The organism is Plebeiibacterium marinum (genome assembly GCF_026013615.1).
GTDB lineage: Bacteria > Bacteroidota > Bacteroidia > Bacteroidales > Marinilabiliaceae > Saccharicrinis > Saccharicrinis marinus_A.
Window position 1 is genome coordinate 1 of sequence record NZ_JAPDPI010000042.1, and the last position, 14,181, is coordinate 14,181.

General features: G+C 38.1%; 12 protein-coding genes. 8 read left to right on the plus strand and 4 right to left on the minus strand.

What is annotated here, in order from left to right:
* Positions 1-256: 256 nt before the first annotated feature.
* A complete protein-coding gene (locus OM074_RS16625) occupies positions 257-721 on the minus strand; it encodes a hypothetical protein (protein ID WP_301201500.1) in 465 nt (154 codons plus the stop codon).
* Between the two features lie 193 nt (positions 722-914).
* Between OM074_RS16625 and OM074_RS16630 the strand changes: the two genes are divergently transcribed.
* A complete protein-coding gene (locus OM074_RS16630) occupies positions 915-2,099 on the plus strand; it encodes a BamA/TamA family outer membrane protein (RefSeq protein ID WP_301201502.1) in 1,185 nt (394 codons plus the stop codon).
* A gap of 360 nt (positions 2,100-2,459) precedes the next feature.
* Here OM074_RS16630 and OM074_RS16635 read toward each other — a convergent pair whose 3' ends face one another.
* A complete protein-coding gene (locus OM074_RS16635; protein WP_301201504.1) occupies positions 2,460-5,105 on the minus strand; it encodes an alpha-L-rhamnosidase-related protein in 2,646 nt (881 codons plus the stop codon).
* Positions 5,106-5,667: 562 nt separating this feature from the next.
* Between OM074_RS16635 and gdhA (OM074_RS16640) the strand changes: the two genes are divergently transcribed.
* The 7 genes from gdhA (OM074_RS16640) (at position 5,668) to OM074_RS16670 (ending at position 11,433) form a co-directional block, all read left to right on the plus strand.
* Positions 5,668-7,005 (plus strand): NADP-specific glutamate dehydrogenase, encoded by a 1,338-nt coding sequence (gene gdhA, locus OM074_RS16640; protein WP_301201505.1) that lies wholly within the window; start codon positions 5,668-5,670, stop codon positions 7,003-7,005.
* Positions 7,006-7,148: 143 nt separating this feature from the next.
* Positions 7,149-7,919, plus strand: a complete 771-nt coding sequence (locus tag OM074_RS16645) for a TatD family hydrolase (protein ID WP_301201507.1) — start codon at positions 7,149-7,151, stop codon at positions 7,917-7,919.
* A gap of 13 nt (positions 7,920-7,932) precedes the next feature.
* A complete protein-coding gene (locus tag OM074_RS16650) occupies positions 7,933-8,958 on the plus strand; it encodes an asparaginase (protein WP_301201509.1) in 1,026 nt (341 codons plus the stop codon).
* 152 nt (positions 8,959-9,110) lie between these two features.
* Positions 9,111-9,917, plus strand: coding sequence for a MotA/TolQ/ExbB proton channel family protein (locus OM074_RS16655; RefSeq protein WP_301201511.1), 807 nt, complete (start codon positions 9,111-9,113; stop codon positions 9,915-9,917).
* A gap of 7 nt (positions 9,918-9,924) precedes the next feature.
* Positions 9,925-10,371, plus strand: a complete 447-nt coding sequence (locus OM074_RS16660; RefSeq protein ID WP_301201515.1) for a hypothetical protein — start codon at positions 9,925-9,927, stop codon at positions 10,369-10,371.
* A 10-nt stretch (positions 10,372-10,381) separates the two neighbouring features.
* Positions 10,382-10,957, plus strand: coding sequence for an ExbD/TolR family protein (locus OM074_RS16665; RefSeq protein ID WP_301201517.1), 576 nt, complete (start codon positions 10,382-10,384; stop codon positions 10,955-10,957).
* A 5-nt stretch (positions 10,958-10,962) separates the two neighbouring features.
* Complete coding sequence (locus OM074_RS16670) at positions 10,963-11,433, plus strand: ExbD/TolR family protein (RefSeq protein ID WP_301201519.1); 471 nt, start codon at positions 10,963-10,965, stop codon at positions 11,431-11,433.
* A 62-nt stretch (positions 11,434-11,495) separates the two neighbouring features.
* On the opposite strand, the gene cobT is transcribed toward OM074_RS16670, so the two are convergent.
* Both cobT and gdhA (OM074_RS16680) read right to left on the minus strand, forming a co-directional pair.
* Positions 11,496-12,554, minus strand: a complete 1,059-nt coding sequence (cobT, locus tag OM074_RS16675) for a nicotinate-nucleotide--dimethylbenzimidazole phosphoribosyltransferase (RefSeq protein WP_301201521.1) — start codon at positions 12,552-12,554, stop codon at positions 11,496-11,498.
* Positions 12,555-12,649: 95 nt separating this feature from the next.
* On the minus strand, positions 12,650-14,002 hold the full coding sequence (gene gdhA, locus OM074_RS16680) for an NADP-specific glutamate dehydrogenase (protein WP_301201523.1): 1,353 nt from the start codon (positions 14,000-14,002) through the stop codon (positions 12,650-12,652).
* Positions 14,003-14,181: the final 179 nt, after the last annotated feature.

Genomic DNA, 14,181 nt, shown 5'->3' on the forward strand with positions numbered 1-14,181 from the left:
GGTAGTTTCCACTTCAGAGCCTGTCCCGATCAAACGGGAGGATGTATGGAGGAGTATAACGAGAAAGTACTTTCAGTTTGTAAGTAACCACTCTTCGTTAAAAGAGTTTTCACACCCCCTGCCAGGGGAAGATTGATTCCCGTAACGTACAACATTTTACTAATATCAAAGCTCTTTCCGAACACCCAAGCCCTCCGCTCTAAGCCCTCCGCCCTAAGCTCTATGCCCTTCGCTCTTCGCCCTCCGCTCTCCGCTATCAATCCTTTCCAGAACAACTCTCTACCAGCAAAACAATATATTTCTCACCCTCATAAGCAAACAATTTGGTCGTATACTGAATCCTCATGTCCACTTTATTTTTATCATCAATATAAAAGGGGCGAATGATTTCTTTTCTAAGGGTACTGGTGTTATTCAAATAAGTAGATATGGCACTTAACCTTAACTCACAGTGCCGGCATTTGGTAGTGGTTCCGCAATCCGTTTGTTCTTCAACCTGGTAGGCACAACCAATGGCCTCTCCACATCTTACAAATTTCAGGTCTTTGTCTTTATTTTTAGGAAATATGGTAATGAGGGCATCGTTAAACGACACCAGCTCCATTTTGTTGTTTAATAACAACACCGCACTGTTGATGTTGTTAAGGATCAGGTTCAGGAATTCCTGTGATCCTTTTAAAAAGTTAAACGAAACGTTGGTAAGTGCAATTTCTAAGCTCATGTGTTAGTGATTAAATTGTGTTTAAGCAATATAAGCAAAAATGGAAACGAAATCCACAATAAAGTGAGTAAAAAAAGTAACCTCAATGTGTTTATTACGTAATGTCTTTGATTTCATTAATTTAATGCAAGTTGGTTGTTTTGAAAAGAATACATAAGTTGTATATTTGCAGGGATTTATAATTAGGGTAAAAATGTTGGAATTCAGAGGGGGGGCGCTGGTCTTTTTCTTGTTTTTTGTATTTAATATGTTGGGGCAGGAGGTAACCACCATTGATCCTGTAAAAACAGAAGTTGAGGGATTAAATTCTTTAAGCCCGGAACTATGTAAGGAGAAGAATCTTATGATTACACCTTATGTGGCACCCACTTACACCCCTGAGTTAGGTATGTTAATTTCTGGCGGAGGGTTGGTTTCTTTTAAAATTCATCCACAAAACCCGTTAGTCGACCGCTCAAGCGTACCTTTTTCCATTGGTTATAGTACCAATGGTTCCATTTCATTAGCAGCTTTTCCATGTATTTACGGTAAAAATGATAAAATCAGGATACTGACCAGGATCTTTTATCGCGATATGCCGGATAATTATTGGGGCGTTGGATATGATGCAGGAAACAGGACCGCAGAAACAGATGCTACCACAAATTATCAGCGCCAATGGTTTTCTGTTGAAGGTAAAGTAGTACGGCGGGTAAATAAGAACTTTTTTGTGGGTTTGAGTTATGATTTTAATAGCACTAAGGCCATGGGGCTTAATGAATATATGCAAGCCGACGCGTATGTGATGACTTATGGTTCAAGCGCTACCAATTTTGGTCTTGGACTGGCATTTGAACTGGATAAACGGGATAATGTTCAAAATCCGCAGGAAGGCTACCTGTTAAGTCTGGCATTCACTAAATACAATAAGATATTTAGGTTTTCTGATAGCAATGAGTTTTCAAAGACCACCCTTGATGCCCGAAAATACTTTAAGCTTGGGCATAAAAAAGTGTTGGCCACTCAATTTAAAACCCAGTTTGGAGATGGGAATATTCCATGGATGGATATGCCTCAGTTAGGTACCCCTTTTGATTTAAGGGGCTATCATTGGGGGAGGTTCCGCGACAAAATTTCTTTGTTTGGTATAACCGAGTACCGGCATATGTTCTCGGGCCGCAACATGCGGGCACTCGAAAAATATATTAGTAAGATGGGATTTGTTGTTTGGTCGGGTTTTGGAGCGGTAACCCCACGGTACGACAAACTAAAAAATATCCTCCCCAATGTGGGCGCCGGACTTAGAGTTGAAATCCAACCGGGTATGAATCTTCGAGTTGATTATGGCGTGGCAAAAGATCAGCGTTCGCTTTATATCGCTTTTAGTGAAGCTTTTTAATAATAATTTCTATACAACTTCTATACAAAACCTATATGGTTATGCAACTTCTGTACAACTTGTTCGCAAATGGTATGAAACAGCTAAGGGAAGGAGCCGACTTAACGATGAGGCAGCCACACAAATTTCCGCAGGGTGTCCACCTGTTGCAGGCAGGATGTACACCATAGGTTTTGCGAATAATCTGTATATAATCTGCGATAAATCTGCCTTTCTGTCTCAGATTTGTCTCATGGTTATCCCATAGAAGGTTCATACCAATTCAATTTTTTCGTCCTAATAAATCAGGTACTTTATAAACTTTACGAACTTTAAACTTTATAAACTTTACAAACTTTATACTATACAAACTCCGTCTTATTACTTTCTCTCCAGAATCATTTCGCCCAATAAGGCAGTGTTCGTATCTACATTCATGTTTTCGTTTTCCGGTTCAAAAGTTAGTTTAAAAGCGTGGGTTCCCTTGCTTAAATGGAAATCGACTCTATTGGATTCTCCAAGGTTTTTCCATTCATTGGTGCCTCTTTGTGCCATGATTACCGGAGCAACTTTTTGGTTATCGATCCAAAGTGTTCTGATGGCGCATTTGTTATCTGTATTCCAGGGGCCGCTGCCATTAGTGTATCTAAAATATATGACATAGTTCCCCTCTTTTTTGCAGTTTGCTTTCCAATTTACTGTAGTGTTGCGTGTTTTACTTAACTCAATTATGCCAGTAGGTGCTTCGGGTATTGAAACGGTTTTGTCGGCAGAGTAATTGTTAAAAGTACATATGGGCTGTGGTGTACTGTATATGGGCTCGCTTATAAAAGATGGAGTGTTTACTATATCCATTGCCCTTACAGTATATTCAGCAGGTTCTTTATCAATTGATGCTTTAGTTATATCAGTAGTGGTTTTATAAAGACTGCCATCTTTATAAATCTCGTACTTTACAGCATTAGGAATGGCATCCCAAATAATTTCCGTATCTACAATTTTAGGTTCTGGAGTGGTAATGTGAAACTTATTAGGAACCAGATTGTATTCGCCATAAAAATCATTATTTGCCATTTCTATCTCAATAATATGTTTGCCCTGGCCTAAGAGGCTTATAAAATGGTTTTCTGATTTTTTCCCATCAATACGGAATGACTTGATCTTATTTCCATAACCATGAATCTTGATATTTAAATCCTTGTTTCTGATTTTTAAATTACTCAGCTCCATATTGGCATTGTACGATTTTGGAATAGAAGGTGTAAACCAAATCTTGCTATCAGTAGTAAAATTCATTCCAAAAAATATTTTATAAATATGGCCCAGGTTGCCCGCTACGCTCCATAGTTGCCTGTCTGAATTAAGAGCAGTCATAAAATCGCCATTTTCGGCAACCATATTCTCTTTGTTGGTTAAAAACATGGCGGCAGCTCTGTAAAATGCGCTTATCCCATGTTCCAGTGCATTTGAATTTCCTGTTTTAGCAATAGCCAAATTCCAAAAGGTTTGAACAAATGGCCAAATACCATTATTGTGGTAGGGGGTAATCTCCGGTATCTGAGGGTATACACATGGGATACCCCATGATACAACCGGTGTGTTTTTGATTACAGTGCCAGCCTTGTTATCTGCAACTTCATATAAAACAGAAAAAGCTTCGCCCAGTGCTTCGGATTTTGGAGAGACAAATTCATGGTTTCTTCCATAAATGTACTGGTTGTAATAGCCTTTTTCTTCATTCCAAAGCTTATTGTTTATGGCTGTTTTTAGGTTTTCAGACCAGGCGTAATATCTTTCCTGATCATTTTCATGATTTAGTATACTGGCCATCTCACTTGCAATGAGCAGGGTTTTGTAGTGTACCATGTTGGTTCCCAGATTTTGCGATTGGTAAATATCTACATTATCCATCCACCTGGGGTAAGTTTGGGTTCGCCAGTCTAAAAATGAAGATTCTCCGCGGTAAAGACCCGATTTGTTATTGTAAACAACCTTTCTGTCATCTTCAATGGTATTCCTGATAACCTGATAACTGAATTCCAGCCATTGTTGGTCGCCTGTGATCAGGTAAAGCTCCCATGCCGCCAGCGACCAGGTTGTTCTGTCTGAAGATACAGGCCAGGCACCCCCAGATCCTGTGTCCTGAACAATCCGGTTTCGTTTTACTTTTTTCAGAAGTGAGGTGCGGGCTCTTTGGGTGTCAGCTATCCCCATACCTAAAACAATGGCGTAGCTAACATCACGCGTCCATACTCCGGCCCATTTGGCTCCGGTCCTGAAAGTTCCGTCATCTTCGCTGAGTAGCCTGGTTTCTTCCAAAGCCATGTTATACAGAGATTGGATTAAAGGATTGTTGGTTTTTAACTGGGGGTATTGACTAATGTCTTCGCTTAGTTTCCAAAAAGGTTTTACATACTTGTCAGGATCATGTGTGTTTATCTTTACGGATAATTCATATATGTGATCTCCATCTTCATCTTTAAGTTTAACGTCTTCATTAAGGTTTTCAAAATCAAAGTTTAATGGAGTAATGTTTCCGGCAAGGAAAACTCCTTTAAAATCATTTTTAGAAATCTTTTCTCCATTAGTATCTTTATAATAACCTGTTGTTTCAAATTCTTTAAACACCCTGCTCATGTCAAGCTTTATTTGCAGGGTTGTGTTTAACTCAAGTACCTCGTTAATATCGGCTTTGGAATCGGTATATTGCTTGCCAAATGTTATTAGTGGTGTAGTGTAAACTCCGTTTTGTGGAGTAACAACAATTTTATGGTTCTTGCCAAATGGAAGTTCGTTGTCTTTATTGTTAATGCTGAATTTGAGTTCTATGGTTCTTTTATGAAGCTCGTTTCCCGGACTGGCATAGTTGCTGGTTATGGAACCATCCGGTTTTACTTCTGCAATATATTTGCCCTGAACAACTTTATTGTTGTATACAGTGTAGTCACGATTTACGTGCATGGGTTTTTGTGTGTTGTTACAGCTCAGTAGGCCATAGGTTAGTAATAAAATCAGGAGGTGTTTCATCTCGTTATAATTATTAAATATGAATCAATACTTCGTTAAGCCTTTGGAAAGCACTTGTAAATAATGTATTGGTGGTGTCAATTTGTTTTATTCTTACTGCTAAAAAACTATAATGCCAGGTATGTTACTAAAAATACAAAAAATATATAGATGATAATAATGATGCATGGATTGAATATCAGGTATATAAGGTGTGGTGGTGAGGCGAGTAATATAGATTGAGTATGGCCGGTGTTACGGTGTTTAAACAAGGAATTGGAAGGATAATTATATAAAATGACAAAAAAAGTGTAACTGCATTGTAATGCTTATGTGTACGAGGTTTTTGATAGGTTTTTTTTGTAGTTTTTATGGAGGGCTTATAAATTGTAACTGATTTTGTGCATTATTTATGATGGTTATCATGACTTCTGGTATTAATGAAGTTTTTAATGAGGTAAGTGTTTGAAAATTAATGAGGAATAAACTTTTTGCTAAAAGGAGATAAGTTGCTAAAAGTCATGAATTCCGTATTTTGAAATACCTAATTTTGAATTGTTAAAAATTTATAAATGTATTTGTCATGGATGCTAAAATAAAAGAGTTCATAGATACAGTAAGGATGAAAAATCCTGGGGAAGACGAGTTTTTACAAGCTGTTGAAGAAGTAGTTGAAACAGTTTGGGAATTTTATCAGGAAAATCCACATTACCAAAAAGCAAAAATACTTGAGCGAATGACTGAACCTGAGAGGGTAATCATGTTCCGAGTGCCATGGGTAGATGATAGTGGTGAAGTTCAGGTAAACAGAGGTTATAGAGTTGAGTTTAATAGCGCAATTGGGCCATATAAAGGTGGGCTTCGGTTTCACCCAAGTGTTACTTTGAGCGGGCTTAAATTTTTAGGTTTTGAGCAGACGTTCAAAAATAGTTTAACAAGTTTGCCTATGGGTGGTGGCAAAGGAGGTTCTGATTTTAATCCAAAAGGAAAGTCAGACTATGAGATTATGCGTTTTTGCCAGGCGTTTATGAGTGAACTATATCGCCATATTGGTCCAAATACCGATGTTCCTGCAGGAGATATCGGTGTTGGCGGCAGGGAAATAGGCTATTTGTTTGGTCAGTACAAAAAGCTCCGTAACGAGTTTACAGGCGTTTTAACCGGTAAAGGCTGGGAGTTTGGCGGTAGTTTGATCCGTCCTGAAGCAACCGGTTTTGGTGCTATTTATTTTGTGCGCGAAATGTTGGCACTAAAAGGTCAGTCCCTGAAAGGAAAAACTATTGCGCTTTCAGGATTCGGTAATGTGGCATGGGGGGCTGCTTTAAAAGCAGTTGAATTAGGAGGTAAAGTAGTCACTTTATCAGGACCAGATGGGTATATCTATGATCCGGAAGGTGTTTCAGGTGATAAAATTGATTTCTTGCTTGAATTAAGGGCTTCAAACCAGGATGTTATTCAGCCCTATGCCGATAGATATGGAGTAGCGTTTTTTGAAGGCAAAAAGCCATGGGAACAGAAGGTGGATATAGCAATTCCTTGTGCAATCCAGAACGAGTTGAATGAAGAAGACTGTAAAAAGCTTATTGAAAATGGGTGCCAGTTGATTGCAGAAGCATCAAATATGGGATGCACAGCAGAAGCTGCATTTATGGCTACTGAGAAAATTCTGTTTGCACCAGGAAAAGCTGTAAATGCCGGGGGTGTTGCAGTTTCTGGTTTGGAAATGAGCCAGAATAGTATGCGCTTAAACTGGAACGAGGAAGAAGTTGACAGCCGACTGAATGATATCATGGTTAACATACATAAAGTATGTGTTCAGTATGGAACGGAAGTTAACGGGAAAATTAATTATATCAAAGGCGCCAATGTGGGTGGATTTGTTAAGGTGGCGGATGCAATGATCGCACAGGGAGTTGTGTAATGTCATCGGTTCAACTAGCTGAACGTAATAATTGAAATTTATTAAAAACCTTAAAGGGGCTAATTCTCCTTTGAGGTTTTTTTCTATTGGTCTTTGTGAAAAATATTCCACCTTTGTAATTGATAAAAAACAATATTTGCTGAATGGGAATAATAGATACGCACTCTCATATCTATCTGGAGCAGTTTGATGATGATCGTGATGAAATGATAAGGAGAGCTTTTGAAGCAGGCCTCGAAAAAATACTGATGCCCAATATAGATGTTGAATCTATAAAAGCGATGATGGACTTGCATGATAAATATCCTGAGAATTGCATTCCTATGATGGGGCTGCATCCTACTTCGGTTGGAGAAGGATATCAAAAGCAGTTGGATGAGATGTTTGGGCAGCTTCAAAAACATCGCTTTTGTGCCATAGGTGAAATAGGGATAGACCTGTATTGGGATAAAACCTATTTAAGCCAACAGCTGGAGGCGTTTAGAATCCAGCTCAATTGGGCAAAAGAGTTTGAACTGCCTGTTGTTATTCATGCAAGGGATGCTTTTGATGAAATTTTTCAGGTGCTGGATGGTATGGATATGCAAGGGATTACCGGTGTGTTTCATAGTTTTAGCGGTACAGAAGAGCATGCCAGGAAGATTCTGGACTACCAGAACTTTTATCTGGGAATAAATGGAGTGGTGACCTTTAAAAATTCCGGACTGGATAAAATAGTTCGTGAGATTGGCTATGAAAAGCTACTTCTTGAAACAGATGCACCATATCTGACACCAACTCCTTTTCGGGGAAAACGTAATGAGCCCGCATATATTAACTATGTGGTTCAAAAGCTGGCTGATATTTTTGAAGTTTCACAAACAGAAATAGAGGATGTGACAACAGCAAATGCCAGGGATTTATTCAACCTTTAAATATTTTGATATTTTGAAACGTAAATTGCTGATAATATATACAGGAGGTACAATAGGGATGGTGAATGATCCTGAAACAAATTCACTTGTTCCTTTTGATTTTTCAATGATTGAAGAAAAGGTTGTTGAGCTTAAACGCTTTGATTTTAAGGTCGACAGCACATCCTTTTCGCCCATTGTAGATTCTTCAGATATGAATCCCCAAACGTGGATAAAGCTGGTCACAATTATTGAAGAAAATTACGATGTGTATGATGGTTTTGTGGTTTTGCACGGAACAGATACCATGGCCTACACAGCCAGTGCGCTCAGCTTTATGTTGCAAAACCTGGCTAAGCCGGTTGTGTTTACAGGAAGCCAGTTGCCTTTAAGTACCCTGCGTACCGATGGAAAAGAAAACCTGATTACCGCATTGGATATTGCCTCTACATACGAAAACGGGCAGGCAAAAGTGCCTGAGGTCTGCATCTTCTTTCAAGATAAGCTGTACAGGGGCAACCGGACAACAAAATTTAATGCCGAGCACTTCAGGGCATTCCGAAGCGATAATTATCCTCCCCTTGCAGAAGTAGGGATTCATATACGATACAACGATCCATATATACACCGGAATAACCCCAAAGACGAATTTTGTGTTGCAAAACATATGGATAATAATGTGGCCCTTTTAAAGATATTTCCGGGTATGAGTCAGGCCTATCTGGAAACCGTTTTGGGTACCCCCGGATTAAAGGCATTGGTTCTTGAAACATATGGCTCTGGCAATGCACCAACCACTCCCTGGTTCCTGAATGCAATAGAAAAAGCGGTGCGTAATGGCTTGATTATACTCAATGTTACTCAGTGTCTTGCAGGAAGTGTGGCTATGGGAACTTACAAAACCGGTGTGCATCTTTTGGAGATGGGAGTTTTTAGTGGAGCCGACATCACAACAGAATCTGCAATCACCAAATTAATGTACTTGTTGGGTAATACCAGCTCGTTGGACGAGGTTAAGATTTATTTAAATAAGTCACTAAAAGGGGAAATCTATATTTAAATACTATTTGTATTTGATGATTTTTTTGTATTTTGCACACCTGAATTTTTAAAATTTCAATTATTAACTTGTTTATTGCGATAAAAAGGGAATTATTAGCAAATAAACTATAGTATTAACAAACTAATACAAACAAAAATTTTTTACAGACTATGAAAAAGCTATTTGCGTTTTTTGCAGTTTTCGGGATGATGACGATTGGTGCATCAACAATGTATGCTCAGGATGAAACTGAAGCACAAGAAGAACAAGCTGTTGAGCAGACAGTAACCGAAGAAGTTGCTGATGAAGTTGTAACTGAAGAAGTTGCTGCAGAAGCTCCTAAAGGAGTTCACAAACAAATCAAAGCTAAATTTATCGAAGGTGGTGCTATCTTCATGAGTTTCGTGCTTTTATGTTTGATTTTTGGATTGGCTTTGGCTATTGAAAGAATCATTTATTTGAATCTTGCATCTACCAATACCAAAAAATTATTACAAAACATTGAAGATGCCCTAAATGAAGGTGGTGTTGAAGGTGCTAAAGAGGTATGTCGTAATACGCGCGGACCAGTAGCTTCAATTTTCTATCAAGGTTTAGATCGTATTGATGAAGGTGTTGAGGTTGTTGAGAAGTCAGTTGTTTCTTACGGATCAGTTCAAATGGGTCTTTTGGAAAAAGGTTTAACCTGGATTTCTTTATTTATCGCACTTGCTCCTATGCTTGGGTTTATGGGAACAGTAATCGGTATGATTGAAGCATTTGATAAAATTCAGGCTATGGGTGATATCTCTGCAACAGCTGTAGCAGGTGGTATTAAAGTAGCACTTATTACTACAGTATCTGGTTTGATCGTAGCAATTATTCTTCAGGTATTCTACAACTACATCGTATCTAAAATCGATGGTATTGTAAATACAATGGAAGATGCTTCTATCTCTCTATTAGATATTTTAGTAAAATACAACATGAAAAAATAAGTAAAACATGACTAAGCTTTCAAAAATATTAAATTTCGTATTATATGCATTGATAGCTGTGACTGTTGTATTTACTATCATGTTTTATACAGGAGGTGATGTTGCTGGTGAAACTTATCAGACGCCTGTTTATACTGACATGATCTTAAACTGGGCTAAGGCTTTAGTTTTTGCAACAGCTATTATAGCTATCTTGTTTGAGATTTTTCATTTGGTACTTAATCCAAAGAATGCCGTTAGAACTTTAATTTCAATTGGAGCATTAATTGTTATTGCTTTAATTTCTTATAGTTTGGCAGATGGCACACCTATGGAATTAGGAGGTTATGAAGGATCAGATAACGTACCTTCAATGCTAAAACTTGCAGGAGCATTCCTTTATGGTACTTACATACTTTTAGCAGTTGTTGTTGGTGCAATTTTGGTATCAGAGGTATCAAAAGTATTTAAATAATTAAGGTAATATGGCAAAAAGAGAAACACCAGAAGTGAATGCGGGGTCAATGGCCGATATTGCATTCCTTCTACTTATATTCTTCCTTGTTACCACTACCATGGATACTGATTCTGGTTTGGCAAGGCTTTTGCCTCCTCCAGTACCGGAAAATCAGGAGCCACCACCACCAATTAAAGACAGGAACGTTTTTACTGTTCTTTTGAATAGTAACAACCAATTGTTGGTGAAAGGTAAACCATTGAGGGTAGAAGAACTCAAGGATGCTGCAAAAGAATTTATTCTTAACGAGGATAATGATGAAAAATTACCTGAATTTAAAGATGTTGAGGTAGATTTCTTCGGAGTTGTTCCAGTAAGTAAAGGGGTAATTTCTTTGCAAAACGATAACGGAACTCAGTATCAGGCATATTTGATGGTTCAAAATGAATTACAAAGAGCCTATAATGAGGTTAGAAATGAATTAGCTAGAAGAAAATGGGGTAAAGGTTACGATGATCTTGATGAAGATCAGCAAAAAGCAATTCGTGCCATTTATCCTCAAAAGATTTCTGAAGCGGAACCTAAAAATATTGGTAAAAATTAAACATTATGGCAAAGTTTAGAAAAAAAGGATCGAAAGGACTTCCTCCTATTAGTACAGCTTCTTTGCCGGATATCGTGTTTATGCTTTTATTCTTTTTCATGGTATCAACTACCATGAAAGAGGTTTCATTAAAAGTTAGAATCCAATCACCACAGGCAACAGAATTAGCTAAATTAGAGAAGAAGAGCTTGGTAACTTATATTTATGTTGGTGTACCAACACATCAGTATAAGGCGCTTTATGGTTCAGAACCTCGAATTCAGTTAAATGACCAGTTTGCAACTGTTGGTGACATTCAAAGTTATATCGCGCAGGAGCGTGAAGGTATGAAAGAAGCAGATCGTCCTAAGATGACTACTTCTATCAAAGCTGACTTTGACTGTCCAATGGGTATTATTACCGATATTAAACAGGCATTACGTAAAGCTCAGGCACTAAAGATTAATTATTCTGCAGTGCAAAAGTCGAATTATTAAGATTGACTTGAAATATAAAAGAAAGGGGATCAGTTTTGATCCCCTTTTTTTATCCTTTAGTTTTAAAGAATCCTGATTCCTTCTCCGGTAGTATCTGTAATGCTGGCCTGCTCAAAACTTGTCATGTCGTTTATCATGGCCACTGCTCCCTGGATAATAGGGTATGCCAAAGCTGCTCCCGTTCCTTCACCTAGTCTCAGATCAAGATTAAGAACCGTTTCTGCTTTTAGATAATCCATCATCAATGCGTGTCCTCCTTCTTTTGAATTATGTGAATAAATAACGTAATCAAGAACGTTTTTATTCAAGGCCTTTGCTGCCAACAAAGCAGAAGTAATGATAAATCCATCGTTAAGTATAAGCATTCCAAGTTCTGCTGCCATTAACATACCACCGGTAATTGTAGCAATTTCTAATCCTCCGTATTGATAAAGGATTTCTAATGGATCACTAATTCCTGGACATCTGTCAATACACTTTTGTAAGATGGTCAGTTTTTTCAGTACCCCTTCTTTATTCAACCCGCTTCCTGCACCAACGCACTGTTCTAGTGGTATGTTGCAATATAGATGCATTAAAATGGATGCCGGGGATGTATTACCAATGCCCATTTCACCAAAACCAATAACATTACAGCCCTGTTGGTTTAATTCCTTAACGATTTTGGCTCCGTTTTCAATGGCCTTTAGGCACTCATCTTTGCTCATTGCCGGTTCTGTTAAGAAATTTTTTGTAGACCTGACGACCTTTGCGTCAATAATATTGCTATTTGCTGACAGATCGTAATCCACTCCTGCATCTACTACCTTTAAATTCATATTGTAGAAGCTTGAAAAAAGACCTATTCCACCACCTCCTTTGGCAAAGTTTTGCATTTGCTGCCACGTTATTTCCTGTGGACAGGGGCTAACTCCTTCTTCGCAGATTCCGTGATCGGCTCCTACCAATACAATATGTGGATTGGTTAGCCTGGGGGATGTCGTTTTTTGTATCCTGCAAATTTGATAAGCAATCTTTTCAAGTTGACCTAAAGAGCCAAGGGGTTTTGTTTTATGGTCAATTTTGTATTTTATCTCCTCATTTAGTGTGTCAGATAGAGGGGAGATTTTAAAATTTAACATCGTATTGTAACTTTAGAATAATAAAGCACAAAGATGTTCAAAATATGTTTGAGTTATAATATACAAGCCAGTTTTTATATTTAATTAGTATTGATTTATACTGTTCCAAGGTCTATCATTGTGTCAGCTACTTTTACAAAACCTCCAATGTTGGCACCGTCCATGTAATTGACATATCCACCGGGTTTGGTTCCGTATTTAATACATGTTTTATGTATCTCTTTCATAATATTTTTTAGTCTGGCATCAACCTCTTCCCTTGTCCAATTCAATCGCATGGAATCCTGGCTCATTTCCAGTCCGGATACAGCTACACCTCCAGCGTTTGCAGCTTTACCCGGGCCATAAAGTAGTTTGTTTTGTATTATTATTTCAATTGCTTTGGGGGTGCATGGCATGTTTGCCCCTTCCGAAATGCAGATACATCCATTGGCAATTAAACTTCGGGCATCATCTTTTGTTATTTCATTTTGCGTTGCGCTGGGTAGTGCAATATCAGCCTTCTCCTTCCAGGGTGTTTCATTTTCGACGTATTTTACATTGTATTTTTCTGCATACTCTTTGATTCTTCCTCTTTCAATATTTTTGAGTTGCATAACAAATTTTAATTTGCTTTTATCAATACCATTGGGGTCGTAAATATAACCGTTGCTATCAGACAGGGTAACAACTTTGCCGCCCAGGTCATTTACTTTTTCGGCGCTGAATTGTGCTACGTTGCCCGAACCGGAAATCAATACAGTTTTTCCCTTTATGCTTTCATGTCTGGTGTTGAGCATTTCTTCTGCGAAATATACATTCCCATACCCGGTGGCTTCCGGTCGTATGTAGCTACCGTCCCAGTTAACTCCTTTTCCGGTAAGTGTTCCTGTAAATTCGTTAGTTATTCGTTTATACTGTCCAAATAGATATCCAATTTCCCTTCCTCCAACACCAATGTCTCCAGCCGGAATATCGGTATTGTGTCCAATATGCCTGTATAATTCTGTCATGAAACTTTGACAGAATCTCATTACTTCACTGTCGCTTTTCCCTTTGGGGTCGAAATCGCTACCTCCCTTGCCGCCTCCAAGCGGCAGCGTTGTTAAGCTGTTTTTAAATACTTGTTCAAATGCTAAAAATTTTAGGATTCCCAGGTTTACTGTTGGGTGAAACCTTAATCCTCCTTTGTATGGGCCAATGGCACTGTTCATCTCAATTCTATAACCGCGGTTTACAATTATTTTCCCCACGTCGTTTACCCAGGGTACCCTGAATATGATAATTCTTTCAGGTTCCACCATTCTTTCTAAAATACCTGAATTGATATAGTGGGGATTCTCTTCAAGAAAGGAAGCGAGAGATAATAGTACTTCATGAACAGCCTGGTGAAATTCTGGTTCTGCAGGATTTTTATCGATAAGGTCAGACATAAAACCTTCAACAAAGGAATCAATGTAGCGTTTCATGATTGTGAAATTTTGAAGTTTTGTTTAGAAAAAGTTAAGGAAATATTTTAATAAATACCTAATAAGTTGTTAAAAAGCAATATATTAAGAACGTTGCCGTGTTGGGTATTTATTTACGGGCATCAGGTTAGAGCCCTTATGGTATAAGGTGTTAATTATTTGTAATTGTGTGTAAAGAT